The sequence below is a fragment of the Streptomyces sp. NPDC054783 genome (genome assembly GCF_053611725.1).
Genome location: NZ_JBSHAY010000038.1, coordinates 15,476 through 41,898 on the forward strand (window position 1 = coordinate 15,476; position 26,423 = coordinate 41,898).

The following is a 26,423-nucleotide window of genomic DNA, read 5'->3' on the forward strand; positions in this document are numbered from 1 at the left end:
TGGATCTTCAGGATCACAGTCGGGAAATCAGTCGCGCGGGGCTTGCGCGGTGGATCCGCGCACCACCAGCTCGGGCTCGAACAGCAGCTCCTCGGCGGGTACGGCGCTGCCGCCGATCTGCGCGTTCAGCAGTTCGACGGCTGCGCGCCCCATGGCCTCGATGGGCTGCCGGACCGTGGTGAGCGGGGGTTCGGTGCAGTTCATGAACGCCGAGTCGTCGTATCCGACGACCGAGATCCGCCCCGGCACGCCGTGTCCCTTGCGGCGCGCGGCCCTGACCGCGCCGAGCGCGAGCGGGTCGCTGGCGCAGATGATGCCGGTGACACCCCGGTCGATCAGCCGGGACGCGGCGGCGTGACCGCCCTCGATGGAGAAGATCGCCCGGGCGACGAACTCCTCCGGCAGTTCGCCGGCGATCGCCCGCGCGGCGGCCAGTTTGCGGGCCGAGGGCACGTGGTCGCCGGGACCGAGGACCAGCCCGATGCGCTCGTGGCCGAGGGAGGCCAGGTGCCGCCACGCCTGTTCGACGGCGACGGCGTCGTCACAGGACACGCCCGGGAAGCCGAGGTGTTCGATGGCCGCGTTGACCAGCACGACGGGGATGTTTCGCTCGGCGAGCAGCCGGTAGTGGTCGTGCGGTGCGTCCGCCTGCGCGTACAGGCCGCCGGCGAAGACCACGCCGGAGACCTGCTGCTGCAGCAGCAGGTCGACGTAGTCCGCCTCCGAGACCCCGCCCTTGGTCTGCGTGCACAGCACCGGGGTGAGTCCGAGCTGGGCCAGCGCGCCGCCGATGACCTCGGCGAACGCCGGGAAGATGGGGTTCTGCAGCTCCGGCAGCACCAGTCCGACGAGCCGGGCGCGTTCGCCGCGCAGCTGAGTGGGGCGCTCGTAACCGAGGACGTCGAGAGCCGTCAGCACCGCCTGCCGGGTGGCGTCGGAGACCCCGGGTTTGCCGTTGAGCACCCGGCTGACGGTCGCTTCGCTGACGCCGACCTTCTTCGCCACTTCCGCAAGTCGTCGTGTCATGCACGCAAGCCTAGCGCAAGTCATGCAAATGACTTGCGTAAGGCAGGCAGGTACGAGGTGCCGGCCTTGGGGACGCGAGGAAGACGCAAGGCGGACGAGCAGGGGCACGAGATGCCGGGGCTTCCGACCCGGCGCCGCCGGCGACCTGAACGCCGGCGGTGCCGGGTCAGTTCTCGGGGGCCGGGACGACCGTCAGATGGGCTGCCGTGCTTCGCAGCCGGCGCGGACGGCGTACGGGCGCGGCGGGCCGGCGGTTCTCGCGCAGGACCATCGAAAGGCGCCGGTAGCCGAGGCCGCCCAGGACCTCCGGCGTCTCCTCGACGATGCGGCACTCGGTGGGGCCACGCCGCGGGTCGGGGTGGAGCAGCAGCCGGACGGCCCCGTCCAGCCGGGTCGCGCGCTCGCCGACGGCGTGGATCCAGTGCGGCAGGCCCTGCCGGTAGGCGGCCTCCATGAGCGGGTCCTGGGCGATGTCGCGGCGGACGGCCTGCAGCTCGTGGTCGTGACCGTACGTCTCCAGGGCGGCCTTGAGGTGGGCCAGCATCGGCAGGCACCAGCCCTGTTCGTGCTCGCCGAGGACGTCGGCCGCGTCCGGATGGAACAGGACGAACCGCAGGAAGTTGTCCCCGGGCATGGCCGTCGCCTGCCGGCGCACGCCGCGGAAAAGTGTCTCGAACGCACCGTTGGCCATGACGACGTCCCAGCGGTGGTCGACGACCAGGGACGGGCAGGCGAGGGACTCCAGCAGTACGGCGTAGTCCTGGAGGTACGCCTGGGTCTCGCAGGTCTCGGGGACGGGCCGCGGTGCCGGCCGCTGCCCTCCTGCCTGATGTGCCATCGGGAGGTCACCCCTCTTGCCTCTGCGGCCTTCACGCGGCTCTGCGATCCTGCGGCCCGCGACAAGACCGTGTCAACTATCGTGGCATTCCGTGCTCGTTGACGGCTGAAATTCGCCACAGTTGTGGCGACACCTGGATGTGAGTTCGAGACACCCGCTACTCTCCGGGAAGTTCACGGCGATCGCTCGTGAGAAGCACGGACACATCTGAAGCCCTCGAGAGACGTAGGAGTTCTGTCGGTGACGGATGGCTACGAGGATCCGGGCGCCACGGCGACCGCCCAGCTGCCGGCCGTCGTCGCCCGCGTCACCGCGCTCGCCGACCGGCTCGGCGTGGCGCACACCGAAGTCTTCGACGTCGGGCGGCTCTCCGTGGCCTGCGGGGTCCCGGAGCCGGTGGTCAAGGCCCTGCTCGCCGGCCGGCCCGCCGGCGAACCGGACGTACAGGCACGCTTTCTGCAGCGCCTGGGCCTGTTGCGGCGCACTCGGCTGAAACCGAACGGCCGCAAGTACACCCAGCAGGAGATCGCCGACGGCGCGGGCATGTCCCGGCAGCAGGCCGGCGCCCTCATCAACGGCGACCGGCGGCCGACCATGGAGCACTGCGACGCGCTGCAGCGTTTCTTCCGGGTGCACGCCGGCTTCCTCACCGCGGAGGACCCCGAGGCGCTGGCGGGCGCGCTGCAGCGCACCCAGCAGGAGCTGCTGACGAAGCTCGCCGACCGGGAGCGGGCCGCCGCCGGGGCCGAGGAGGATCCGTTGGAACGGCTGCTGCAGGACCACGGGGTGCGCGGAATAGCCTGGCGGGCCGCACAGTTGCCCACCGACCAGCACCGGGACAAGGTCGCGGAGTGGCTCGACATGCTCCTGGAGAGCGTCAAACGGCCCGAGTCGTGAGCCGGGGGAGGACTGTGGGCATCGGCAGGGACATGCGCCGGCTGTGCAACGAGCTGGTGGGCGGTCTTGCGCTGCCCGCGCCGGTGCCGCCGCGGGAGCTGTACGGCGCGCTGTGCGAGGCGATGAGCCGCCGCCGGGGCCGCCCCGTGCACTTCCGTGCGGCCGCCTTCCCGACGGGCACGGCGAGCGGTCTGTGGCTTGACCTGACCGACCGCGATCTCGTCGTCGTGGAGGAACGCACCGCGCCGGACCACCAGTTGGTGATCCTGGGCCACGAACTGTGGCACATGCAGGCCGACCACCGCGGACACCACGTCGACGGCGTGGGCGTGGCCACGCGGCTGCTGCACGACGACACCGACCAGGAGGCGCTCCAGGCCACGGTGCAGCGGGTCGCGGCCCGGACCCGTTTCGACCTCGCCGAGGAGCGGGACGCCGAGACCTTCGGGCTGCTGCTGGCCAGCAAGTGCCGCACCTGGCTCGCCGGTTCTGCCCTGCGCGGCCCGGTGCAGCGCGACGACGTGGCCGGGCGCATCGAGGCGTCCCTGGGGTATCCGGGGGCGCAGGGCTGACGCCGATGCGGGGCCGCAGGACCGACCCGGGGCCGTACGGCGCAGGGGCGAAAGGACTCGGCCTCGGCTGAGCGGGCGAACCGGGACGCGACCGAACGGCGTTGTCAGTGGTGGGCGGCAAGCTGGAGAGGTGCGCCGCAGCGCGCGCGACCGTGACGCCTACTCGGGGAGAGCCGACCGATGCCCACCGCCGTACTGACCGACCGTGAGCGCACCGCCGTACAGGCCTACCTGCGGCTGCTGCACACCGTGCGCGCCGCCTTCGACGGGCCACCGGACGCCGGCCGGCCCGCCGTGGTGCCGCCCGCCGTGCTGGCCGAGGCGGAACAGGCTCTGGCGCGCGCGGGTCTCGCGGGCAACGAGGAGCAGTTCTTCCGCCTGCTGCGCGACTGGTGCCCGCCGGCCTGACCGCGCCGGGCCCCGCGCGCCGCCACCGGGTTTCAGGGATGCGGGACGACCACGGCGGTGCTGATCACTCCGTCGCGTACGGCCCACCGGCCGTCGAAGACCTGGATCCGGCGGCCCCCGACCCGTGGCCCTGGGACGAGGAGTTCGGCACGCAGGGTGCCCCGCGACTCGTCGCCGGGGCTCGGGTCGAGGGTCATGTCGGCCTCGGAGAAGTCCAGCCAGGTGCGGGCCAGGGGGAACCACGCCTTGTAGACGGACTCCTTGGCGCTGAACAGGATCCGGTCCCAGTGCACGTCGGGCCACTGACCGTGGAGCCCCGCGAGCCGATCGGCCTCGGCGGGCAGGAAGACGGCGTCGGCGACGCCGTCCGGGAGCGCGCCGTGCGGTTCGGCGTCGATGCCGAGGGACGCCAGGTCGCCGGCCCGGGCCAGCGCGGCGGCGCAGTAGCCGTCGCAGTGGGTCATGCTGCCGATCAGACCGTCCGGCCAGCGCGGCGCGCCCCGCTCGCCTCTGAGGACGGACTGCGCGGGCACGCCGAGCTTCTCCATGGCGAGCCGGGCGCAGCCGCGTGCGGCAGCGAACTCGCGGCGGCGTTTGGTCAGCGCCCGTGCGACGAGCGCTTCCTCCCCGGGGTGGAGCGGGGCGTCCCACAGCGGGTCGTCACCGTGTGCCTCCACGGCCACGACCGACTCCGGGAGCAGCTCCTCGATCACCTGTTTCGACCTCCATCGGCAGGATGCGGCGCAGCCGTCCCGGCGGCTCCGGGCGCTTGCGCCATTCACGGGGATAGCCTACGGAGACCTCCTCGAAGCGGACTCCGTCGTGCCAGGTGGTGCGCGGGATGTGCAGATGGCCGTAGACCATGGTCGCCACGCGGAACCGGCGGTGCCAGTCGGCGGTCAGCAGGGTGCCGCACCACATGGCGAACTCGGGGTACCACAGCACCTCGGTGGGATGCCGGTGCAGCGGGTAGTGGTTGACCGGTACGACCGGCAGGTCCGGGGGCAGCTCGGCAAGCCTGCGCTCGGTCTCGGCGACCCGCGCCCGGCACCAGGCGTCACGGGTCGGGTAGGGATCGGGGTGCAGCAGGTACTCGTCGTTGCAGACCACGCCGGTGCTCTCGGCGTAGGCCAGGCCCTCGGCCTTGGTGGCGCAGCCGGGCGGCAGGAACGAGTAGTCGTACAGCAGGAACAGCGGGGCGACGGCGACCGGGCCGCCGGGACCGTGCCACACCGGGTAGGGGTCCTCGGGGGTGACGACACCCAGCTCGCGGCACAGCCCGACCAGGTGCTCGTAGCGGGCGACGCCGCGCAGGGTGACCGGATCCTTCGGGTGCGTCCACAGCTCGTGGTTGCCGGGGGCCCACAGCACCTTGCGGAAGCGGCTCGCGAGTTTCTCCAGGGTCCAGCGGATGTCGGCCACCGTCTCGGCGATGTCACCGGCCACGATCAGCCAGTCCTCGTCGCCGGCGGGCCGCATGTCCTCGACCAGGGCACGGTTCTCCGGATAGCCGATGTGCAGGTCGCTGACGGCCAGCAGCTGCCCGGCCCCGGCCTCAGACTCCACCCGACTCCCCTTCCGATCATCCTCCGCCGGGACCACGAGATCACATTCCCGGACAATCAGACAAGAGGGTCCCCGGCCGCCGTGTCGCGAGGGTCCGCCGGCGGGCCGAACAGCGACCGGACGGGCCCGGCGAGCCTCCTGGACGAGTCCCGGAATCCGTAACATCCGCGTTGCACGCGCGGGCTGTCGAAAGCCGTATGATCGCCCCGACACCATCACCCCAACCTCCCTCTTCGCAGGGGTTGTTTGGCGTCCCTTCCTCCCTCCTGCCCGGGCACGGGCCGCTGAGTCCTGCCCGAAAACCCTGAAAGGCGGCCTGCATGCTCTCTCGCGTACGCGTCTGGCTCAACCGCACGTACGCGGAGAACGTCTTCTTCATGGATCAGCTGCGCAGAAATCCCAGCGATCGCGCGGTGGAGATCCACGCCACGCACGGGGACCCCGACTCCCCCGTCCTGGCCGCAGCCGACACCGCCGACCTGGAGCCGGAGGACCTGTCCCCGGCCGCCTACGTCGAGTACGCGCTCGACCAGTGCGTCCGGCGCGGCATCGACGTGTTCGTGCCCCGGCTGCACCAGGCGGCGATCGTCCGGCACCGTGCGGAGTTCGCGGCGGCGGGTACGGCCCTGCTGGCGCCGACGCCCGAGGCGGTGGCCGTGTTCGAGGACAAGGCGACCGCGTACGAGGCGGTCCGCTCGGTGGGCGTCCCGGTGCCGCAGTGGTGGCGGGTGCGAACGGCCGACGAACTCCTCGCCGCCGTGGAGGAGTTGGAGGCGGCCGGGCACAAGGCGTGCTTCAAGCCGGCCGCCGGTGCCGGCGGGGTCGGCTTCCGGGTGATCACCCGCGCCCCGTTCTCGCTGGCCCACCTCGAAGGGTTCCCGAGCCCGTACGTCCAGCTCGACCTGGTCGTCGAGGCGTTGCGGCGGTCCGGGGAGCCGGTGGACTGGCTGGTGATGCCGCGCCTGGAACAGCCGGAGGTGTCGGTCGACTGCCTGACCGGGCCCGACAACCGGCTGCGGTTCGCGGTGGGCCGCACGAAGAACGGCCGCCGCAGGGGCTTCACGCTGGACGAGCGGTGGCTGGAACCGGCCCGGCTGATCGCCGAGGGCTTCGGGCTGCATCACCTGTCCAACATCCAGTTCCGCATGCTGGGCGACCGGCCGGTGCTGCTGGATGTCAACACGCGGCCCTCCGGGGGCCTGCACCAGGTGTCGCTGTGCGGGGTGAACGTGCCCTGGGCCGCCGTGCGGTTGGCGCTGGGCGAGGATCCCGGTGTGATCGTGCCGCCGTTCCTCGGGCAGGACTACACGGTGGTGGCGGGGCCGCGATCGCTGCTGCCGGTGGCACTTCCCCGGCAGAGGAATGCCGAGTTCGCCCTTCCGGCGGTGCCCGTGCAGGCGGCTTCGGCGGTGGAGGCCCTGCCGCTCTAGTCCGCCGGTATGGACCAATTCTGCGTCCGTCCTTGACAGCAGGATTGGTCCATACCAAATTCATTGGCGCACCTCCGCACCTCCGCACCTCCGCACACCCGTGCACTCCCGAACACCCCATCCCCACAGGGAGATCGCGTGCGCAATCCACTCGGACGTCACAGACGTCGGCTTCTCGCTCTCCTCGGTTCCGTCGCCCTCGCGGTCGGCGGGGCCATCGCCCTTCCGGGTACCGCTCAGGCGGCCAACATCCTCAGCAACCCCGGCTTCGAGTCCGGCGGCCTCTCCCCCTGGACCTGCACCGGCAACCTCGGCTCGGTCGTCTCCTCCCCCGTGCACAGTGGCTCGAAGGCTCTGCAGGGCGCGGTGACCGACAGCGACAACGCGCAGTGCAGCCAGACGGTCGCCGTCCAGCCGAACACGACGTACACCCTCAGCGGCTGGGTACGCGGCAGTTACGTGTACCTGGGCGTGAACGGCGGCGCCTCGACCTGGACGACGTCGCCGACGGCGTACAGCCGGCTGAGTGTCTCGTTCACCACCGGTGCCTCGCAGACCAGCGCCACCATCTATGTCCACGGCTGGTACGCCCAGGGCACCTACTGGGCCGACGACATCGGCCTCGACGGCCCGGGCGGCGGCGGGGGCGGCGGGGACACGCAGGCGCCGACCGCACCGACGGGCCTGACCTCCACCGGCAAGACGTCGTCCAGCGTTTCGCTGTCGTGGAACGCCGCCACGGACAACGTGGGCGTAACCGGTTACGACGTCTACAGCGGCGCCAACCAGATTCTGACCGTCTCCGGCACGTCCGCCACGGTCAGCGGGCTGTCGCCCAGTACGTCGTACACCTTCACGGTGAAGGCGCACGACGCGGCCGGGAACGTCTCGGGCGCCTCCAACGCCGTCTCCGTGACCACGAACGCGGGCAGCGGCGGCGGCACCGGGTTCAAGCAGGCCGCGCCGTACCTGTACGAGGGCTGGGGCGATCCGCCGAGTCCGACGACGGTGATGAGCGCGACCGGGATCAAGTGGTTCACGATGGCGTTCGTGCTGGACTCCGGCGGCTGTACGCCCGCCTGGGACGGCAGCCGGCCGCTCACCGGCGGCGCCGACCAGAGCGCGGTCAACGCCGTCCGGTCCGCCGGCGGTGACATCGTCCCGTCCTTCGGTGGCTGGCAGGGCAGCAAGCTCGGCGCCAACTGCTCCTCCGCGGCCGCGCTCGCCGGCGCCATCCAGAAGGTGATCGACGCCTACGGCCTGAAGGCCGTCGACATGGACATCGAGAACACGGACGAGTTCGAGAACGAGGCCGTGCAGGCGAAGATCCTCACCGCGCTGAAGACGGTCAAGGCCAACAATCCCGGCCTGAAGACCATCGTCACCTTCGGCACCTCGACCACCGGGCCGACGTACTACGGAAACCGGCTGATCGAGCAGGCGCAGTCGCTCGGCGCGAACATCGACGTGTTCACCATCATGCCGTTCGACTTCGGCGGCGGTTCGGACATGTACGGCAACACCGTGAACGCCGCGGAGGGCCTGAAGAACCAGCTGAAGTCGACCTTCGGCTGGGACGACGCGACCGCCTACGCCCATATCGGCATCTCGGGCATGAACGGCCTGTCCGACCAGCAGGAGACGACCAGCCCGGCGATCTGGACCCAGATCCGCGACTGGGCGAACTCGCATCACATCGCGCGGCTCGCCTTCTGGTCGGTCAACCGCGACCGGCCGTGCCCGGGCGGCGGCGTGGTGAGCAACTGCTCCGGCATCAGCCAGAACAACTGGCAGTTCACCTCGATCACGGCCGGCTTCACCGGCTGACGGTCGCTTGCGGTACGGCGGAGGGCCGCTCGGCGGGGCGGCCCTCCGTCGCGTGCCGTCTCAGCGCCCCACGGCCAGGCGCAGCGTGCGCACCTCGAACGGACGCAGTTGCAGGGGTACGGCGTTCCCGTCGGCCCCGGCCGGGCCGAGCGGGCGTTCCAGCAGGTCGGTGACCTCGGCTCCGGCCAGCGGGAACCCGGTGCGCAGCACCCCGGAGGCCCGGCCGCCCCGGGACTCGTACAGCCGCACCACCACGTCCCCGGAGCCGTCGTCGGCGAGCTTGACCGCCTCCACGGTCACACCCTCGCCCTCGGCGGACACGACCGGCTCGGGCTCGCCCGCCGAATCGGCGATGCGCAGCGGCAGGTTGAGGGCGTAGCCCTCGGCGACCGCGTCCTCGATGGTCGCGCCGGGCAGCAGGGCGTAGGTGAAGCGGTGCCGGCCCTGGTCGGCCTCGGGGTCGGGCACGCGCGGGGCGCGGACCAGGCTGAGGCGGACCGTGGTGGTGGTGCCCCCGTCCTCGCGGACGGTGCGGGTGACGTCGTGGCCGTAGGTGGAGTCGTTGATGACGGCGACGCCGTAACCGGTTTCGGCGATGTGCACCCAGCGGTGGCCGGAGACCTCGAAACGGGCCGCCTCCCAGCTGGTGTTGGTGTGGGTGGGCCGCTGGACGTGGCCGAACTGGATCTCGGCGCAGGAGTGCGGGGCGCGCAGATCGACGGGGAAGCCCGCCTTGAGGATCTTCTCCGTCTCGTGCCAGTCGATGTCCGTCTCGACGTCGATGCGGGCGCTGCCGGCGCGGACGGTGATCGTCTGGGTGATGCGGGAGCCCTTGCCGAAGGAGCGGACCACTCGGATCGCGCCCGCCAGGGGGTCCTCCTCGACCACGGTGACGGAGTCGGGCTCCAGCAGGTCGGTGTAGCGGTTCCGGTAGTGCTTGTCGATGTCCCAGGCGTCCCAGCAGTTGGGCAGGTCCGTGTGGAGGCGGAGCAGGTTGCCCGGGCCGGCGAGGACCTCGCGTCCTGCCCGTAGATCGCGTACGGACGACAGTGTGCCGTCTGTGCCCACCTGCACCCGGACGATCCCGTTGTCCAGTGTGCGCCCCTCGACCGTCACCGGGTGCGGGGGTTCGGCGGGCGTGAGGGGCGCGGAGCCGTTCGCGGGCACCCGCACGTACATCGGTGCGCCCTCGGGGGTGCGGACCACCTCGGTGCGGTCGCGGGGGGCGGTGTTGAACACGCGGGGACCGCCGGTGCCCAGCGCGGCGATCGCCTCGCCGGTGAGCTCCTTCGACTCCCCTGCCACCCGGGCGTATTCGGCCTCGGCCTCGCGGTGCACCCAGGCGATGGAGGAGCCGGGCAGGATGTCGTGGAACTGGTGCAGCAGGACCGTCTTCCACAGGCGGTCCAGCCTCTCGTACGGGTAGGCGTAGCCGGGTGCGTGCAGGGCGGCCGTCGTGGCCCACAGCTCCGCCTCGCGCAGCAGGTGTTCGGAGCGCCGGTTGCCCTGCTTGGTGCGGGCCTGGGTGGTGTAGGTGGCGCGGTGCAGTTCCAGGTACAGCTCGCCCGCCCAGACCGGAGCGTCCGGGTACTCCTCGCGGGCCTTGGCGAAGAAGGCGTCGGGGTGTTCGATCTCGACCTTGGCCGAGCCCTCCAGGTTCTTCAGGCGGCGGGCACGTTCCATGATCTCGCGGGTGGGGCCGCCGCCGCCGTCGCCCCAGCCGAAGGGTGCGAGGGAGCGGGTGGCACCGCCCTTCTCGGCGTAGTTGCGGACCGCCAGGGCCAGCTCGGCGCCGCTGAAGCGGGCGTTGTAGGTGTCGATGGGCGGGAAATGGGTGAAAACGCGGGTGCCGTCGATGCCCTCCCACCAGAAGGTGTGGTGGGGGAAGGTGTTGGTCTGGTTCCAGGAGATCTTCTGGGTGAGGAACCACTCGTTGCCGGCGAGCCTGGCCAGCTGGGGGTAGGCCGCTGTGTAGCCGAAGGAGTCCGGCAGCCAGACGCCCTTGGTCTCGATGCCGAAGTGCTCCATGAAGAACCGTTTGCCGTGGACCAGTTGGCGGGCGAGGGCCTCGCCGCCGGGCAGGTTGCCGTCGGCCTCCACCCACATCCCGCCGACGGGCGCCCACTGGCCCTTCGCCACCGACTTCTTGATCCGCTCCCACACGTGCGGTTGGTTCTCGCGCACCCACTCGTACTGCTGGGCCTGGGAGCAGGCGAAGACGAACTCCTCGTACTCGTCGGCGAGCGCGGTGACGTTGGCGAAGGTCCGGGACGTCTTGCGCTTGGTCTCACGGATGGGCCACAGCCAGGCGGTGTCGATGTGTGCGTGGCCGACGCCGGAGAGGATGTGCGCGCTGGCGTGGGCGGGCTTGGCCAGCGCCGGGCGCAGGGACTCCCGTACGGCGGGGGCCGAGGCGGAGACGTCGTCCAGGTCGAGCAGGTCCATGGCGCGGTCGAGGGCGTGCATGATCTCGTGCCGGCGCGGTTCGTGCTCGCCGAGCTCCAGCATCAGTTCGCGCAGGACCTGCAGGTCGAGGTCGAGGTGCCAGACCTCTTCGTCGAGCACGGCGAGGTCGGCGCGGCGGAAGGTGTACAGCGGGCGGTCGCCCGCCGTCCGTACGTCGCCGAGCGGGGTCGGGGCGGCGAAGCCGTTCGCGAGGACGTCCGGGTTGGAGGCCGCCTCCACCAGGTACTCGACCACCTCGTCGCCCGCCGCCGGGTGGGCGACCGGCACGTACTGGTTGAGTGGGTTGACCGCCTTCAGCGGGGTGCCGTCGGTGCGGTGGACGAGCGCCTCGGCCTGGTTGCCGGGCCAGTCGCCGACGAACCCGAGGTCGATGACCGTCTCCACCCGCCGGCCGGCCCAGTCGGCGGGGACCCGGCCGCGCATCCGGAACCAGGTCGTCCCCCAGGGCGGACCCCAGGGGGTGTTCGTCGTGAACGGCGTGTACGGGGCGGCCGCGGCCTCCTCGAAGGGGACCGGTTCCCCCGGGGCCTGCCAGGCCTCCACCTCCAGGGGGACGTTTGCGGCGTAGATCGCGGGCTTGATGCGCTGGCTGTGGAGGCGTTCGACGCGGTCCTCGATCCTGCGGCGTTCGTCGTGCATGGAGATCTCCAGGAGGGAGCGGCGAGCGAAACTGGGGAAAGCGCTTACCGGCTGTGCTCACTCAAGGTACGCCAGGCCAGGATGGACCTCGAGGTAGCCTTCGACCAGCCTGCGGGCCACGTTGACCGAGTCGACCAGCGGATGCAGCGCGAACGCCTTCACGGCCGCCTGCCGGGAACCCGACTCGGCGGCGGCGAGCACCTCCCGCTCGACGGCCTTGACCGAGCAGACCAGCCCGGTGGCGTGATCGGGCAGCGGGGCGACGGCGACCGGATGGGCGCCGCCCGCGTCGACCCGGCAGGGGACCTCGATCACGGCGTCGCCGTCGAGCAGGGAAAGCGAGTCGCGGTTGCGCACGTTGAGGATCAGCGTGGTCCGCTCGTCGCGGGCGATGGCCCGCATCAGGGCGAGCGCGACCTTCTCGTAGCCGCCGGACAGGTCCTCGGCCTCGCGCTCGCCCGCGCCGGCGCTCTCCCGGTTCTCGGCCATGTAGGTGGCCTCGCGCTCGGCGCGGGTGCGGTCCCACACCCCGAGCGCGGACCGGTCCGCGCGCAGTGCCTCCGTGTAGAACCGGGCCTGCTGGTCGCGCAGGAAGGCACCCCGGGTCCGCTCGGCCCGCTGGTAGGCGTGTACGGCCTCCCGGTTGAAGTAGTAGTAGTGCAGGTACTCGTTGGGGATCGCGCCGAGCGACTGCAGCCAGTCGACGCCGAACAGCCTGCCCTCCTCGAAGGAGCCGAGCAGGACGGGGTCGGCGAGCAGGCGCGGGAGCTCGTCGCGTCCGGCGACGCGCAGGCCGCGCACCCAGCCGAGGTGGTTGAGGCCGACGTAGTCGACGAAGGCCTCCTCGGGGTCGGCGCCGAGGGCGCGCGCGATGCGGCGGCCGAGGCCGACGGGCGAGTCGCAGATGCCGATGACGCGGTCGCCGAGGTGCCGGGACATGGCCTCCGTGACCAGTCCGGCCGGATTGGTGAAGTTGATGACCCAGGCGTCCGGGGCGAGGCGGGCCACGCGCCGGGCGATGTCGACGGCGACGGGCACCGTCCGCAGCCCGTAGGCGATGCCGCCCGCACCGACGGTCTCCTGGCCGAGGACGCCCTCGGCGAGCGCCACCCGCTCGTCGTCCGCCCGGCCCTGGAGGCCGCCGACGCGGATCGCGGAGAAGACGAAGTCGGCGCCGGCGAGCGCCTCGTCGAGGGCGGTGGTGGCGGTGACGCGCGGTGCGTCGGGGATGCCGGCGGCTTGTTCGGCCAGGACACGCGTCACCGCATGCAGCCGGCGCTCGTCCAGGTCGTGCAGGACGACCTCGGTGACCCGCCCCTCGGCGTGGTCGGTCAGCAGCGCACCGTGGACGAGCGGCACCCGGAACCCGCCGCCGCCCAGAATCGTCAGTTTCACGTCAGCACCCTTCCCCGAACTCCCGCCACGACCACCTCGGCCCCGGCCCCGGACCCCGAGAGGCCGGACCGGGTGGTGACCGGTTCCACCGGCATCCCATCATTTCCGGGCGCGCGGACCACTGGGCGGCCACCGAGTCCACCCCGGGCCTTCAGCGCGGCTTCATCCGGGAGTCCCGGGGCCACGGAATCCTGCGTCGCGTGAGCGAGGGAAGACCGGCCGGGCGCGCGGGTGCCGGGCTGTACGACAACGGTGTCACCGCACCCGTCGGCGGCTGGGCGTACGGCGGTGGCCTCGGTGGCGCGCCGTACGCCGGTCCGTTCGTCGCGGCAGCGGCAGACAGGGCGCACGAGGCCGACGCGGCGGACTTGACGGTCTTCCGTGACCGCAGCGACCGCGTCCCCAGGCCGGACGACCCGCAGCACCGCCGGGAGATCACGGCGCCGGTCCGGATCCGGTGCTATCGGCACGAGGGGATCGTCGTCGCCAACCACCGGCGTTTCCCGGGTCTCGCCGGGCTGGTGGCGACCTGGGAGCTGGCGTCGGCCGACGGCCGTACCCTGACCGCTCCGGCCGACCTGCCCGATCTGCGGCCGGGCGAGACCGCGGCCGTACCGCTGCCCTTCACACTGCCGGAGGACGGCGGTGGGGTGTGGCTGACGCTGCGGGTGGTGACGGCCGAGGACGAGCCGTCGGCGCCGCGCGGTACCGCGGTGTGCGCGCCGCGGATCCGCCTGCGGGCGGCGGCGCCGGTGCTCACCCCGGGCCGGACGCCCGCCGACGGCGGTCCGCGGCTCGACGCCCTCGTACGGAAGATCGCGCAGGCGCACCACGAGCCCTTCCTTCCGTAGATCCCTGGCCCTCTGGCCCCCTGGCCCCTGGCCCCTGGCCCCCGCACGACTTCCCCTCAAAGCCCTCCCACTCTCACGGAGCACACGTGTGTACGTCGCATGACCACAGCCAGGGCGAGGCCGTGCAGGCCGGTGCCGGACGACGCAGTTTCCTCAGGGCCACCGCGCTGCTCGGCGCCGCGGCCACGGCCGGGGTCGCCGTACCGGCCGCTGCCGTACCGGCCGCTGCCGAGGCGGCCGAGCGGGGCGGCCGGCGGCCGGACACGGACAGCCGCCGGTTCACGCTCGCGGTGATGCCCGACACGCAGTACCTGTTCGACGGCCCGAGCATCTACCCGGCGCCGCTCGAGGCCTCGTTGCGCTATCTCCTCGAGCACGGCAAGGACGACAACATCGTCTTCCTGACCCACCTCGGCGACCTCACCCAGAACGGCGCCGAGGACGAATTCGCCGCGATCGGCGAGGCCTTCGGGATCCTGGACCGCCGGGACGTCGGCTACAGCGTGCTGGCCGGCAACCACGACATCAGGTCGTCCACGGACGACCAGCGCGGCGCGACGCCGTACCTGGACACCTTCGGGCCTCGGCGCTTCAGGGACAAGCCGACGTTCGGGGGCGCTTCTTCGGACGGCTACAACATCTACCACCTGTTCAGGGCCGGCGGCCGTGAGTGGATGGTGCTCGCGCTGGATTGGCGGCTGTCGGCGAAGGGGTACGCCTGGGCCAAGGACGTGCTCGCCCGGCACCCGAGGACGCCGGTCGTGCTCACCACGCACGAACTGGTCGCCGGGGACGATCAGTTGTCGTCCTACGGGCAGCAGCTGTGGGACCAGCTGATCGAGGACCACGACCAGATCTTCCTGACCCTGAACGGCCACTACTGGCCCGCGGGCCGAGCGACCCGCAAGAACGCGGCAGGCAACGAGGTGCACCTGCACCTCACGAACTACCAGAACCGCTACTTCGGCGGGGCGGCGATGATCCGCCTCTACCACTTCGACCTGGACCGGAACGTCATCGACGTGGAGACGGTCTCGCCGTGGATCCTCGGCCGGGCCAAGAAGGGCCTCAACGAGCTGGAGCGGCAGGAGATCGAGCTCAGCGGCGACGCGGACCGTTTCTCCGTAGAGATCGACTTCGCCGCCCGTTTCTCCGGCTTCGACCCGGTGCCGGCCCGCCCGGCGCGGCCGGCGTCGAAGATGCTGATACCGGGCACGGTCGCCTACTGGCGTTTCGAGTCGCCCGTCTCCGGCACCGTCCGCGACCTCTCCGGCCGGGGCAACGACCTCACCGTGGTCTCGGTGGGCGGCGGGTCGCTCGGCTGGTCGGCGGACCACCACCCCGACCAACCGGGCCACGGCAGCCTGGAGTTCCAGGGCTACAAGTCGCCGTTGAAGGGCGCGTATCTGCGGACGGTCGACGGCGCCCCGCTCAACTCGGCCACCTTCGAGCACGGTTACACCATCGAGGCGTTCTATTGGCTGCCCGCCGACTGGGACGCCTCGCACAACGCCTGGTCCGGCCTGGTGAGCCGCACCGGCCGCAACGGCTCCGTGGGCACGGTCACGGACGACCCGGACGAGCCGCTGGCCACGCTGTCCGTCTCCGACGGCCCTGGTCCGCAGTGGGCGGTCCACCCCCTCAACCAGCGGCAGCTCGCCACCAACTGGGGCGACGAGACCGCCCGCGAGACCTGGTGGCACCTGGCCGTGGTCAACGACGGACAGCACACGACCATGTACGTGCAGGGCTGCCCCGTGGCGCGCAACCCGCACGCCCCCGCGATCGGCATCGCCTCGTCCGGGCACCCCTGGCTGCTCGGCGGCTACGAGTACGCGGACAAGATCGACCAGATCCTGCACGGACGCCTCGGCGACGTCCGGATCGTCTCCCGGCCGCTGCCCGTCACCTCCTTCATGACCCACTGACCCGCCAGAGGATCCGTGACCGGCATGACCGGGCAGCGGCTGCCCTCCTGGGCCGACGGCGTCGGTTACGATCCGGGCCACGACGTACGGCGACCGGGTGAGGTGCTGCAGTGAGCGAGCGGTCCGCGGCCGACCGGCTGCTGGCCGTGCTCGCCGCGTTCGACCACGAGCACCCCGCCCTGTCCCTGACGGACATCAGCCGCCGGGCCGGGCTCAGTCTGACCACCGCGCACCGGCTGGCGGCTGCCCTGACCGCGTGGGGCGCGCTGGAGCGCGACGCCTCCGGGATGTACCACGTGGGGCTGCGGCTGTGGGAGGTGGCCGCGCTCGCGCCGCGCGGCCTGGGCCTCAGGCAACTGGCACTGCCGTACTTGGAGGACCTGTACGAGGCGACGCACGAGAACGTGCAGTTGGCCGTGCGGGACGGCACGGAGGTCGTCTACATCGAGTGGCTGTCGGGCCGTTCGGCGGTGGGCGTGCACATCCGGGTCGGCGCGCGCTGGCCGTTGCACGCCACCGGCGTCGGGCTCGCCCTCCTCGCCCACGCCGGCCCGGACCTGCAGGAGGAGTACTGCTCCGGGCCGCTGGCCGCCTTCACGCCGTACACGATCAGCGAGCCCGTGCGGCTGCGTCGTGCGCTCGCCGAAGTGCGCCGGTCCGGTGTGGCGGTGAGTGAGCGTCAGGTGACCGATGACGCGCTGTCGGTGGCGGCGGCGGTGCGCGGGCCGGGCGGGGAGGTGGTGGCGGCCGTGTCGGTGGTGGTGCCGCGGGCGGGTGCCCAGGTGCCGGCGCTGGCTCCGGCGGTACGGCTGGCGGCCCGGGGAATCTCACGGGCGCTGGGCTGGCGGCCGGAGCGACGCTCAGGATGACGCGGTCGGGCCGGATCCCGTAGGCATGCGGCGGGCAGTTCACACCCGTCCGCCGAAGAAGACCTGCACCTCCCGGACGAGCCCGTTCCGCACCGTGATCGCCTCCACGTTGCGGTAACGCTCGCCGCCGGTCAGCTCGTACTCGTACTGGACGAACACCACCTCGTCGTCGGCCGCCACGAGGTACAGGATCCGCTGCTCGGCGAACCGGTCCGCGGTGGGAAAGCAGCGCTCGAAGAACGCCGCCTTGTCGATGTGGTCGTCCTGGGGGCTGGTGAAGGTGAAGTCGTCGGCGTAGAGGGGGAGAGCCGCCTCGCGGTCCTGGGACCGGTAGTGCCGGAAGGCCGCCTCGACGACGTTCGCCGGAGATCCGTTCATGCGTTGTCCTCGGTCGGAGGGGGCGGAGGAGCGGTGTCCTCTCGTGAATCTCTGGAAGCACCCTCGGGATTCAAAGGAGCATCCCGGACAAGCCTCGCAGGATGACCGGGCACCGTCGGGAGAACTCGGGAAGGCGTGTCGCGTCGGCACCAGAACACCAGCCACGGCTAGGTCTGGCTGCACGACGCCAAGGGGGCGGACGACAGCTCGGTGGACGGCTACACGTTCTACGAGAGCTCGATGCTCGGCGATGTGGTGATCGTGACGAACTCCGGCGAGAGGACCGTCGACCCGGCCAACGGACTCAAGGATGGAATCTGTCCTGGGCCGACCGGAAGGCGGGCAGCGCGGTCTGAGCCGGTACGGGCGACTTCACCCCCTGAACTCCCTTGCGGATCAACGACTTTCTTTGTTTCACGTCTTGACGGCCGGAGGGGCGGGGAGCACATTGGCGGCACCTTGAGAGCGCTCTCAGTCTGAGTGTGGGAGCGCTCTCACATCGCCCCGCACACTCCCCGTACCCACCGAGAGGCCCCCCATGAGCGATCCCTCCGGCATACCCAGACCCCGCCCCCTGCGGCGTGCGCTCGTCGCCGCCTTCGCCACGCTCGGCCTGGCGGTGGCGGTCGCCACGGCCGCCACCGCCCCCGCCGGTGCCACCGCCCCCAGCCCGCCCTCGGGCTGGACCCAGGTCTTCCTGGACGACTTCAACGGCGCTGCGGGCTCCGGCGTCGACACCTCCAACTGGCAGTACGACACCGGGACTTCTTATCCGGGCGGAGCCGCCAACTGGGGCACCGGCGAGGTCGAGTCGATGACCTCCAGCACGAACAACGTCGCACTCGACGGCAACGGCGACCTGCTCATCACCCCGCGCCGCGACGCCTCCGGCAACTGGACCTCCGGCCGGATCGAGACCACCCGGACCGACTTCCAGCCCCCGGCCGGCGGCAAGCTGCGCGTGGAGGCCCGGATCCAGATGCCCAACGTGACCGGGAACGCGGCCGCCGGCTACTGGCCCGCCTTCTGGATGCTGGGCGCGCCGTTCCGCGGCAACTACCAGAACTGGCCGAGCGTCGGCGAGCTGGACATCATGGAGAACGTCCAGGGCCTGAACAAGACCTGGGCCACCATGCACTGCGGCACCAACCCGGGCGGCCCCTGCAACGAGACCTCGGGCCTCGGCAACTCCACGGCATGCCCCAACACCACCTGCCAGTCGGGCTTCCACACCTACACCATGGAGTGGGACCGCTCGGTGAGCCCCGAGGCGATCCGTTTCTACGTCGACGGGGTCAACTACCAGACGGTCACGGCGAACCAGATGGACGCGACCACCTGGGCCAACGCCACGAACCACGGCTTCTTCGTCATCCTGAACGTGGCGATGGGCGGCGGCTTCCCCGGTGCCTTCGGCGGCGGTCCCACCGGTGCCACGGAGCCCGACCACCCGATGGCCGTCGACTACGTGCAGGTCCTGCAGTCCTCCGGCAGCGGCGGCGGCACCACTCCCCCGCCGCCCGGCAACCGCGATGCCTACAGCGCCGTCCAGGCCGAGTCCTACGACGGCCAGTCCGGCATCAGTGCCGAGACCACGAGCGACACGGGCGGCGGCCAGGACATCGGCTGGATCGCGAACGGCGACTGGGCGCTGTACAAGGGCGTGAACTTCGGCTCGACACCGGCCACGCAGTTCTACGCGCGCGTGGCGAGCGGCGCGGCCGACGGCGTCAGCGGACTGGTCGAGGTGCGCCTGGACAGCCGTGGCAACGCGCCCGTCGGCAGCTTCGCGGTCGGCAACACCGGGGGCTGGCAGTCCTGGAGGACGGTCCCGGCCAACATCGGCTCGGTCACTGGAACACACGACGTGTATCTGACCTTCAGCAGCGGCCAGCCGTCCGACTACGTGAACGTCAACTGGTTCGACTTCGGCCACTGACCACCCGGCGCCGGGGGTGGCCTTCGCCTGCGGGTCGCCCCCTGGCGTCGCGCCATTACCGCCACAACGCAGGTCGCCCGTCATGGACTTCAGGCCCGCGCGGAGGCCGGGATCTGCCGACGGGTGGACCGGGATGCCTGCCCCCGCCCGTCCCTGCACCTCGGCTTCGGTTCGTCGCCGGGCGCGGGACGGGTGATCGGCAGTGCGGACCAGGCGGCGGAGGCGGCCCGTCGTCCGACCGGCCGGCTCGGTTTCGACGCCTCCTTCGACGGCCACGACGGGCCATTCGTCGGCCGGTTGAGCGGGGCCGCACCCGACGGGATCGACGTCTGCTTCGACAACGTGGGCGCCGAGCACCTGCGGGCCGCCGTCGAGGTGGTGAACGTCCACGGGCCTGTCGCGGTCTGCGGCGCCCTGCACCGGCAGTCCACGGGCCGGCCCGATCCGGGGCCGGGCGATCTGCTGACCGTCCTCGGCAGGCGACCGACCATCCGCGGCTGCAGGGGCCACCGCCACCTCGATGTGACCGCCGTATGCCGTCGCCCGCCGCGCGCTGAACCCTTCAGCGCAGTTCAGCGCGGAACGCGACCGGTGTCTGCCCGGTGTGCAGGTGGAAGAACTTGGTGAAGTTCGCCGCGTCGGGGAAGCCGACGGCCGCTCCGACACGGCCGATCGGCAGGTCGGTGTGGGCGAGGAGGCGCTTGGCCTCCAGGACGACGCGTTTGTCGATGAATCCCTTGGGGGTCTCGCCGGTGGCGGCGCGGACGGCGCGGACGAGGGTGCGGCGGGAGTATCCGAGCGCGTCGGCGTAGGCGCTGACGCTGTGGTTGGTGGCGAAGCCCTGCTCGACGGCTTCCCGGAAGCGGGTGAAGGTGCTGTCCGTCTGCTGCCGGTCGGCCTCCGCGGAACTGGCCGCGAGGTGGGCGAGGCGCAGCAGGAACGCGGTCAGGGTGTGGCGGAGGACGGCGGTGTGCAGGCTCAGCGGGAGCGTGGCGGTGTCCTCGTACTCGCGGCGCAGCTGGTCGAGGGACGCCTGGAGGGCGGCGAGCCGGTCCGGGTCGGGGTGCAGCAGGGGCGGGAGGTCGTAGCGGTACAGGCCGGTGGCCTCGACGGTGGCGCGCGGCAGGAAGCCGGGCTGCATGGTCAGGACGGTTCCGCGGTACACGGCCTCGCGGGAGAAGCGGTGGACCTGTCCGGGGCGGATCCACAGCAGGTCGCCGGCGCCGGCCTCGTACTCGGCGAAGTCGGCCATGTGCCGTACGGGGCCGTCGGTGAACAGCATGACGACGTGGAAGTCGATGCGGTGGACGCGGTGCAGGGGGGCGTCGGCGTGCCAGGTGCGGTCGGTGCCCATCGGGCCGATCTGCATGCCGACGCCGCCGACGGCCAGTTCGGTCGGGAAGGGGAAGGTCTTGATGCCCTCGCCGCCTGTGCCTGACCCCTCACCTTGGGGCGTTCTGTCAGCCATGTCCTTTTCGTGCCGTCCCTGTCGCGCGATCACTGTCCCAGATTCACCACAGGCTGACACACCCCGACCTTTCCTCGAAAAAGTCAGACTTTTAAGTTTGAACGCATCAGGCCAGCGCTCCCGCACTGAACGAGGACTTCTTGAAGATGACCACGCAGACTTCCGACGGCTTCGAGTGGACGGACCTCGACCGGCGTGCTGTGGACACCGCCCGTCTTCTGGCGGCCGATGCGGTGCAGAAGGTGGGGAACGGGCACCCGGGCACGGCGATGAGCCTGGCACCTGCCGCGTACACGATCTTTCAGAAGGTGATGCGTCACGATCCCGCCGACCCCGAGTGGACCGGCCGGGACCGTTTCGTGCTCTCCCCCGGTCACACCTCGCTGACCCTGTACACGCAGCTGTTCCTCTCCGGGTACGAGCTGGAGCTGGACGACCTGAAGGCGTTCCGGACGCAGGGCTCCAAGACGCCGGGTCACCCCGAGTACGGGCACACCGCCGGCGTCGAGACCACCACCGGCCCGCTCGGCCAGGGCGTCGCCAACGCCGTCGGCATGGCGATGGCGGCCCGCTACGAGCGCGGCCTGTTCGACCCGGAGGCCCCCACGGGCACCTCCCCCTTCGACCACACCGTCTGGGCGATCGTCTCCGACGGCGACCTGGAGGAGGGTGTCTCCGCCGAGGCCTCCTCCCTGGCCGGCCACCAGAAGCTCGGCAACCTGGTCTTCGTCTACGACGACAACCACATCTCCATCGAGGGCGACACCGCGACCGCCTTCTCCGAGGACGTGCTGAAGCGGTACGAGGCCTACGGCTGGCACACCCGGCGCATCGAGCCCACCGCCGACGGCGACATCGACGTCCCCGCCCTGCACGCGGCGCTGAAGGCCGCGCAGGCCGAGACCGAGCGGCCCTCGATCATCGCGATGCGCACGATCATCGCTTGGCCCGCCCCGAACGCGCAGAACACCGAGGCCTCCCACGGCTCCGCGCTCGGCGAGGAGGAGATCGCCGCCATTAAGCGCGTCCTCGGCTTCGACCCGGAGCAGACCTTCCAGGTGGAGGACACGGTCATCGAGCACACCCGGCGGGCCCTGGACCGGGGCGCCGAGGCGCACGCCGCCTGGGACAAGCGGATCGCCGAGTGGCGCGCCGCGCAGCCGGAGCGCGCCGAGCTGTTCGACCGCGTCAGCAAGGGCGAGCTGCCCGAGGGCTGGCAGGACGCGCTGCCGGTGTTCGAGGAGGGCAAGTCGGTCGCGACCCGCGCCGCCTCCGGCAAGGTGCTGCAGGCGCTCGGCCCCGTCCTCCCCGAGCTGTGGGGCGGCTCCGCCGACCTCGCCGGGTCCAACAACACCACCATCGACAGGACCAGCTCCTTCCTGCCCGAGGGCAACCCGCTGCCCGAGGCAGACCCGTACGGCCGTACCGTGCACTTCGGCATCCGCGAGTTCTCCATGGCCGCGGAGATGAACGGCATCGCCCTGCACGGCAACACCCGGATCTACGGCGGCACCTTCCTGGTGTTCTCCGACTACATGCGCAACGCCGTCCGTATGGCGGCGCTGATGCAGCTGCCGGTGACGTACGTGTGGACGCACGACTCCATCGGCCTCGGCGAGGACGGCCCCACCCACCAGCCGGTCGAGCACCTGGCCTCGCTGCGCGCCATCCCGGGCCTGAACGTCGTCCGCCCGGCCGACGCCAACGAGACCGCCGCGGCCTGGGCCGAGATCCTGAAGAGGCACGCCGTGAACCCCGCCCCGCACGGGCTCGCGCTCACCCGCCAGGGCGTGCCGGTGTACGCGCCGAACGAGGACGCGGCCAAGGGCGGCTATGTGCTGCGCGAGTCCTCGACCCAGGTCCCGGAGGTGATCATCATCGCGACGGGCTCCGAGGTGCAGCCGGCCGTGGCCGCACGCGAGCAGCTGGAGGCCGAGGGGATCGGCACGCGCGTGGTGTCGATGCCGTCCGTGGAGTGGTTCGAGGAGCAGCCCCGTGAGTACCGCGAGCGGGTGCTGCCGCCGGCCGTGAAGGCGCGGGTGGCCGTCGAGGCCGGGATCGCCCTGACCTGGTACCGCTACGTGGGCGACGCCGGCCGGATCGTCTCCCTCGAGCACTTCGGCGCCTCCGCGGACGCCGGGACCCTGTTCACCGAGTTCGGCTTCACCCCCGAGAACGTCGCCGAGGCGGCCCGCGAGTCACTCGCCGTCACGCGCGCCTGACACCGACGCCCGATACCGACCCGAAAGAAGAATGATCACTGTGACCGAAGCAATCGCGACCCCGGGAGCCCTCAAGCGCCTCGCCGACGAGGGCGTGTCGATCTGGCTCGACGACCTGTCGCGGAAGCGGATCACCTCGGGCAGCCTCGCCGAGCTTGTGGCGAGCGGGAGCGCCGTCGGTGTCACCACGAACCCGTCGATCTTCCAGGCCGCCATCGGCTCCGGCGAGGGCTACGAGGAGCAGCTCACCGACCTCGCCGTGCGCGGTGTGACGGTGGACGAGGCGGTGCGGATGATGACGACCGCCGACGTGCGCGACGCCGCCGACATCCTGCGTGAGGTGTACGACGCCTCCGGTGGCCGGGACGGCCGGGTCTCCATCGAGGTCGACCCGCGCCTGGCGCACGACACGGCAGCGACCGTCGCCGAGGCCAAGCAGCTCTTCTGGCTGGTCGACCGCCCCAACGTGATGATCAAGATCCCGGCGACCAGGGCGGGCCTGCCGGCCATCACCGAGGTCATCGGCCTCGGCATCAGCGTCAACGTGACCTTGATCTTCTCCCTGGAACGCTACCGCGAGGTCATGGCCGCCTACCTGGCCGGCCTGGAGAAGGCCAAGGAGCGCGGCATCGACCTCGCCACGATCCACTCGGTGGCGTCCTTCTTCGTCTCCCGCGTGGACTCCGAGATCGACAAGCGGCTGACGGCCCTCGGCACCGGCGAGGCCCTCGCCCTCAAGGGCCGCGCGGCCCTCGCCAACGCCCGGCTCGCCTACGAGGCGTACGAGGAGGTCTTCGCCTCCGACCGCTGGGTCGCGCCGGCCGGTGCCAGGGCGAACAAGCAGCGCCCGCTGTGGGCCTCCACGGGTGTGAAGGACCCCGCCTACAAGGACACCCTGTACGTGGACGAGCTGGTCGCGCCGGGCACCGTCAACACGATGCCCGAGGCCACCCTGAACGCCGTCGCCGACCACGGCGAGATCACCGGTGACACGGTGACCGGCGGCTACGCGCAGGCCCGCGCCGACCTGGCCGCCGTGGAGCGGCTCGGCATCTCCTACGACGAGGTCGTCCAGCAGTTGGAGGACGAGGGCGTCGCCAAGTTCGACGCGGCCTGGCAGGAGCTGCTGGACGCCGTGGCCACGTCCCTGAAGAGCAAGGGAGTTGACGCCCGATGACCGACAACGCCCCCGCCGCCGAGGCGCCCGCACCCGAGGCGCCCGCACCCGAGGCGGTTCAGGTCCCGGTGGCCCCGGCCGCCGACTGGGAGAACCCGCTGCGGGACACCCGCGACCGCCGGCTCCCCCGCATCGCCGGCCCTTCCGGCCTGGTCATCTTCGGTGTGACCGGTGACCTGTCCCGCAAGAAGCTGATGCCGGCCGTGTACGACCTCGCCAACCGGGGCCTGCTGCCGCCGGGCTTCTCCCTCGTCGGGTTCGCCCGCCGGGAGTGGGAGGACCAGGACTTCGCGCAGCTCGTGCACGACGCCGTGAAGGAGCACGCCCGCACCCCGTTCCGCGAGGAGGTGTGGCAGCAGCTCGCCGAGGGCATGCGGTTCATCCCCGGCGACTTCGACGACGACACCGCCTTCAAGCAGCTGAAGGACGCCGTGGAGGAGCTGGACGCCTCCCGCGGCACCGGCGGCAACTTCGCGTTCTACCTCTCGGTGCCGCCGAAGTTCTTCCCGAAGGTCGTGCAGCAGCTGAAGAAGCACGGCCTGGCGAGCCCGCCGAAGGGTTCCTGGCGGCGCGCGGTCATCGAGAAGCCGTTCGGCCACGACCTGGCCAGTGCCCGCGAGCTGAACGCGCTCGTGCACGACGTGTTCGAGCCGGACCAGGTGTTCCGCATCGACCACTACCTCGGCAAGGAGACCGTCCAGAACATCCTGGCGCTGCGCTTCGCCAACCAGATGTACGAGCCGATCTGGAACCGCAGTTACGTCGACCACATCCAGATCACGATGGCGGAGGACATCGGCATCGGCGGCCGGGCCGGCTACTACGACGGCATCGGCGCCGCCCGTGACGTCATCCAGAACCACCTGCTGCAGCTGATGGCGCTGACCGCCATGGAGGAGCCGATCGCGTTCGACGCCGAGGCGCTGCTCACCGAGAAGCTGAAGGTGCTGAAGTCGGTGCACCTGCCGCAGGACCTCGGCAGGCACACCGTACGCGGCCAGTACGCGGCCGCCTGGCAGGGCGGCGAGAAGGTCGTCGGCTACCTCGAGGAGGAGGGCATCGACGCCAAGTCGAAGACCGACGCCTTCGCCGCGATCAAGCTGGGCATCGACAACCGCCGCTGGGCGGGCGTCCCCTTCTACCTGCGCACCGGCAAGCGGCTCGGCCGCCGGGTCACCGAGATCGCGGTGGTGTTCAAACGGGCCCCGCACTCCCCCTTCGACTCCACCGCCACCGAGGAACTCGGGCAGAACGCGATCGTCATCCGCGTCCAGCCGGACGAGGGCATGACCGTGCGGTTCGGCTCCAAGGTGCCGGGCACCTCGATGGAGATCCGGGACGTGTCCATGGACTTCGCCTACGGCGAGTCGTTCACCGAGTCCAGCCCGGAGGCGTACGAGCGGCTCATCCTGGACGTGCTGCTCGGCGACGCGAATTTGTTCCCCCGTCACCAGGAAGTGGAAGAGTCCTGGAAGATCCTCGACCCGATCGAGGAGTACTGGGCGGCGCACGGCCGGCCGGCGCAGTACGCGTCGGGCAGCTGGGGACCGAGGGAAGCGGACGAGATGCTCGCACGAGACGGACGGAGCTGGCGCAGGCCATGAAGATCGACCTGACCGACACCACGGCAAGCAAGATCAACAAGGCGCTGGTGCAGGGCCGCCGCGCCATCGGCACCCCGGCCGTGGGCATGGTCCTGACGATGGTCATCGTCACGGACGAGGAGAACGCCTACGACTCGATCAAGGCCGCCGAGGACGCCTCGCACGAGCACCCCATGCGGACCCTGGTCGTCATCAAGCGGCACGTCCGCACCCTGCGCGACCGCACCCACTCCCGGCTCGACGCCGAGGTCCGGGTCGGCTCCGAGGCAGGCACCGGCGAGACGGTCGTGCTGCGCACCTACGGCGAGGTGTCCGACCACGCCGACTCGGTCGTGCTGCCGCTGCTGCTGCCGGACGCGCCCGTCGTCGTGTGGTGGCCGGTGGACGCGCCCGACGCCCCGGCCGAGGACCCGCTCGGCGCGCTCGCGCAGCGCCGGATCACCGACCTCTACGCGTTCGAGCGGCCGATGGAGGTCCTGGAGACCCGCGCCCGCAACTACGCCCCCGGCGACACCGACCTCGCCTGGACCCGGCTCACCCTGTGGCGGTCCATGCTGGCCGCCGCCCTGGACCAGGCCCGGGTGCGGATCACCTCGGCGGCCGTCGAGGCGGAGGCGGACAACCCCAGCGCCGAGCTGCTGGCCCGCTGGCTGGAGGCCCGCCTGAAGGTGTCCGTGGACCGCGTGGTCACCGCCGGACCGGTCGTCACCGCCGTACGGCTGGGCACCCAGAACGGCGAGATCCGCATCGACCGCCCCGAGGGCCCCCTCGCCACGCTGTCCCTGCCCGGCCAGCCGCCGCGCACCCTGGCCCTGAAGGTCCGCCCCACCTCCGAACTCATCGCCGAGGAGCTGCGCCGCCTCGACGCCGACGAGATGTACGCCGTCGCCCTGAAGGGCGAGGCCGCCAAGGAGAACGCCTGA

The 26,423-nt window shown here is 71.5% G+C and carries 20 protein-coding genes and 2 pseudogenes; 14 read left to right on the forward strand and 8 right to left on the reverse strand.

The window, feature by feature from the left end; genetic code table 11:
• Positions 1–27 precede the first annotated feature (27 nt).
• Both ACWGJ5_RS39680 and ACWGJ5_RS39685 read right to left on the reverse strand, forming a co-directional pair.
• Complete coding sequence (locus ACWGJ5_RS39680; RefSeq protein ID WP_453314485.1) at positions 28–1,026, reverse strand: LacI family DNA-binding transcriptional regulator; 999 nt, start codon at positions 1,024–1,026, stop codon at positions 28–30.
• 166 nt (positions 1,027–1,192) lie between these two features.
• A complete protein-coding gene (locus tag ACWGJ5_RS39685; RefSeq protein ID WP_453314486.1) occupies positions 1,193–1,864 on the reverse strand; it encodes an MmyB family transcriptional regulator in 672 nt (223 codons plus the stop codon).
• A 240-nt stretch (positions 1,865–2,104) separates the two neighbouring features.
• Here ACWGJ5_RS39685 and ACWGJ5_RS39690 point away from each other — a divergent pair, with 240 nt between their 5' ends.
• From ACWGJ5_RS39690 to ACWGJ5_RS39700, 3 genes are all read left to right on the forward strand, one after another.
• A complete protein-coding gene (locus ACWGJ5_RS39690; protein ID WP_453314487.1) occupies positions 2,105–2,761 on the forward strand; it encodes a helix-turn-helix domain-containing protein in 657 nt (218 codons plus the stop codon).
• A 14-nt stretch (positions 2,762–2,775) separates the two neighbouring features.
• The gene (locus ACWGJ5_RS39695) at positions 2,776–3,333 is read left to right on the forward strand and encodes a toxin-antitoxin system, toxin component (protein WP_453314488.1); all 558 of its coding nucleotides are present in this window, start codon (positions 2,776–2,778) and stop codon (positions 3,331–3,333) included.
• A gap of 180 nt (positions 3,334–3,513) precedes the next feature.
• A complete protein-coding gene (locus tag ACWGJ5_RS39700) occupies positions 3,514–3,741 on the forward strand; it encodes a hypothetical protein (RefSeq protein ID WP_388627037.1) in 228 nt (75 codons plus the stop codon).
• 32 nt (positions 3,742–3,773) lie between these two features.
• On the opposite strand, the gene ACWGJ5_RS39705 is transcribed toward ACWGJ5_RS39700, so the two are convergent.
• Positions 3,774–4,454 carry a 4'-phosphopantetheinyl transferase family protein gene (locus ACWGJ5_RS39705; RefSeq protein WP_453314489.1) on the reverse strand — a complete coding sequence of 227 codons (681 nt, stop codon included), beginning with the start codon at positions 4,452–4,454 and terminating at the stop codon, positions 3,774–3,776.
• Positions 4,402–5,307, reverse strand: coding sequence for a metallophosphoesterase family protein (locus tag ACWGJ5_RS39710; RefSeq protein WP_453314490.1), 906 nt, complete (start codon positions 5,305–5,307; stop codon positions 4,402–4,404). Before ACWGJ5_RS39710 ends, ACWGJ5_RS39705 begins: the two co-directional genes overlap by 53 nt.
• A gap of 320 nt (positions 5,308–5,627) precedes the next feature.
• Here ACWGJ5_RS39710 and ACWGJ5_RS39715 point away from each other — a divergent pair, with 320 nt between their 5' ends.
• Together ACWGJ5_RS39715 and ACWGJ5_RS39720 are read left to right on the forward strand one after the other, a co-directional pair.
• Positions 5,628–6,737, forward strand: coding sequence for an ATP-grasp domain-containing protein (locus ACWGJ5_RS39715; RefSeq protein ID WP_453314491.1), 1,110 nt, complete (start codon positions 5,628–5,630; stop codon positions 6,735–6,737).
• A 138-nt stretch (positions 6,738–6,875) separates the two neighbouring features.
• Positions 6,876–8,564, forward strand: a complete 1,689-nt coding sequence (locus tag ACWGJ5_RS39720; protein ID WP_453314492.1) for a carbohydrate binding domain-containing protein — start codon at positions 6,876–6,878, stop codon at positions 8,562–8,564.
• Between the two features lie 60 nt (positions 8,565–8,624).
• On the opposite strand, the gene ACWGJ5_RS39725 is transcribed toward ACWGJ5_RS39720, so the two are convergent.
• Both ACWGJ5_RS39725 and ACWGJ5_RS39730 read right to left on the reverse strand, forming a co-directional pair.
• Positions 8,625–11,669 carry an alpha-mannosidase gene (locus ACWGJ5_RS39725; protein ID WP_453314493.1) on the reverse strand — a complete coding sequence of 1,015 codons (3,045 nt, stop codon included), beginning with the start codon at positions 11,667–11,669 and terminating at the stop codon, positions 8,625–8,627.
• A 57-nt stretch (positions 11,670–11,726) separates the two neighbouring features.
• On the reverse strand, positions 11,727–13,064 hold the full coding sequence (locus ACWGJ5_RS39730; protein ID WP_453314494.1) for a 6-phospho-beta-glucosidase: 1,338 nt from the start codon (positions 13,062–13,064) through the stop codon (positions 11,727–11,729).
• A 113-nt stretch (positions 13,065–13,177) separates the two neighbouring features.
• On the opposite strand from ACWGJ5_RS39730, the pseudogene ACWGJ5_RS39735 reads away from it, so the two are divergent.
• The 3 genes and pseudogenes from ACWGJ5_RS39735 to ACWGJ5_RS39745 form a co-directional block, all read left to right on the forward strand.
• A pseudogene (locus ACWGJ5_RS39735) lies at positions 13,178–13,837 on the forward strand (DUF4981 domain-containing protein); the annotation flags it as partial.
• 164 nt (positions 13,838–14,001) lie between these two features.
• Positions 14,002–15,843, forward strand: a complete 1,842-nt coding sequence (locus ACWGJ5_RS39740) for a LamG-like jellyroll fold domain-containing protein (protein ID WP_453314495.1) — start codon at positions 14,002–14,004, stop codon at positions 15,841–15,843.
• Positions 15,844–15,953: 110 nt separating this feature from the next.
• Positions 15,954–16,712, forward strand: a complete 759-nt coding sequence (locus ACWGJ5_RS39745; RefSeq protein WP_453314496.1) for an IclR family transcriptional regulator — start codon at positions 15,954–15,956, stop codon at positions 16,710–16,712.
• Between the two features lie 39 nt (positions 16,713–16,751).
• Here ACWGJ5_RS39745 and ACWGJ5_RS39750 read toward each other — a convergent pair whose 3' ends face one another.
• A complete protein-coding gene (locus ACWGJ5_RS39750; RefSeq protein WP_453314497.1) occupies positions 16,752–17,090 on the reverse strand; it encodes a nuclear transport factor 2 family protein in 339 nt (112 codons plus the stop codon).
• Between the two features lie 147 nt (positions 17,091–17,237).
• On the opposite strand from ACWGJ5_RS39750, the pseudogene ACWGJ5_RS39755 reads away from it, so the two are divergent.
• Positions 17,238–17,446: pseudogene (locus ACWGJ5_RS39755) on the forward strand (hypothetical protein); the annotation flags it as partial.
• 182 nt (positions 17,447–17,628) lie between these two features.
• Positions 17,629–19,029 carry a glycoside hydrolase family 16 protein gene (locus ACWGJ5_RS39760; RefSeq protein ID WP_453314498.1) on the forward strand — a complete coding sequence of 467 codons (1,401 nt, stop codon included), beginning with the start codon at positions 17,629–17,631 and terminating at the stop codon, positions 19,027–19,029.
• Positions 19,030–19,591: 562 nt separating this feature from the next.
• On the opposite strand, the gene ACWGJ5_RS39765 is transcribed toward ACWGJ5_RS39760, so the two are convergent.
• Positions 19,592–20,497: a helix-turn-helix domain-containing protein gene (locus tag ACWGJ5_RS39765; RefSeq protein ID WP_453314499.1), complete on the reverse strand. Its 906-nt coding sequence runs from the start codon at positions 20,495–20,497 to the stop codon at positions 19,592–19,594.
• A 146-nt stretch (positions 20,498–20,643) separates the two neighbouring features.
• On the opposite strand from ACWGJ5_RS39765, the gene tkt reads away from it, so the two are divergent.
• The 4 genes from tkt to opcA are packed head-to-tail and all read left to right on the forward strand — an operon-like array spanning position 20,644 to position 26,423.
• Entirely contained in the window at positions 20,644–22,719 is a 2,076-nt protein-coding gene (gene tkt, locus ACWGJ5_RS39770) for a transketolase (protein ID WP_453314500.1), read from the forward strand.
• Positions 22,720–22,750: 31 nt separating this feature from the next.
• Complete coding sequence (gene tal / locus ACWGJ5_RS39775) at positions 22,751–23,896, forward strand: transaldolase (RefSeq protein WP_453314501.1); 1,146 nt, start codon at positions 22,751–22,753, stop codon at positions 23,894–23,896.
• Positions 23,893–25,500, forward strand: a complete 1,608-nt coding sequence (gene zwf / locus ACWGJ5_RS39780; protein ID WP_453314502.1) for a glucose-6-phosphate dehydrogenase — start codon at positions 23,893–23,895, stop codon at positions 25,498–25,500. Before tal ends, zwf begins: the two co-directional genes overlap by 4 nt.
• A complete protein-coding gene (gene opcA / locus ACWGJ5_RS39785) occupies positions 25,497–26,423 on the forward strand; it encodes a glucose-6-phosphate dehydrogenase assembly protein OpcA (protein WP_453314503.1) in 927 nt (308 codons plus the stop codon). Before zwf ends, opcA begins: the two co-directional genes overlap by 4 nt.

What these genes read in the sequence shown, in the direction of transcription:
- ACWGJ5_RS39680 (WP_453314485.1), bottom strand. Translation starts at nt 1,026, where the DNA reads ATGACACGACGACTTGCGGAAGTGGCGAAGAAGGTCGGCGTCAGCGAA.
- ACWGJ5_RS39685 (WP_453314486.1), bottom strand. Translation starts at nt 1,864, where the DNA reads ATGGCACATCAGGCAGGAGGGCAGCGGCCGGCACCGCGGCCCGTCCCC.
- ACWGJ5_RS39700 (WP_388627037.1), top strand. Translation starts at nt 3,514, where the DNA reads ATGCCCACCGCCGTACTGACCGACCGTGAGCGCACCGCCGTACAGGCC.
- ACWGJ5_RS39715 (WP_453314491.1), top strand. Translation starts at nt 5,628, where the DNA reads ATGCTCTCTCGCGTACGCGTCTGGCTCAACCGCACGTACGCGGAGAAC.
- ACWGJ5_RS39725 (WP_453314493.1), bottom strand. Translation starts at nt 11,669, where the DNA reads ATGCACGACGAACGCCGCAGGATCGAGGACCGCGTCGAACGCCTCCAC.
- ACWGJ5_RS39750 (WP_453314497.1), bottom strand. Translation starts at nt 17,090, where the DNA reads ATGAACGGATCTCCGGCGAACGTCGTCGAGGCGGCCTTCCGGCACTAC.
- ACWGJ5_RS39760 (WP_453314498.1), top strand. Translation starts at nt 17,629, where the DNA reads ATGAGCGATCCCTCCGGCATACCCAGACCCCGCCCCCTGCGGCGTGCG.
- ACWGJ5_RS39765 (WP_453314499.1), bottom strand. Translation starts at nt 20,497, where the DNA reads ATGGCTGACAGAACGCCCCAAGGTGAGGGGTCAGGCACAGGCGGCGAG.
- tkt (WP_453314500.1), top strand. Translation starts at nt 20,644, where the DNA reads ATGACCACGCAGACTTCCGACGGCTTCGAGTGGACGGACCTCGACCGG.
- tal (WP_453314501.1), top strand. Translation starts at nt 22,751, where the DNA reads ATGATCACTGTGACCGAAGCAATCGCGACCCCGGGAGCCCTCAAGCGC.
- zwf (WP_453314502.1), top strand. Translation starts at nt 23,893, where the DNA reads ATGACCGACAACGCCCCCGCCGCCGAGGCGCCCGCACCCGAGGCGCCC.
- opcA (WP_453314503.1), top strand. Translation starts at nt 25,497, where the DNA reads ATGAAGATCGACCTGACCGACACCACGGCAAGCAAGATCAACAAGGCG.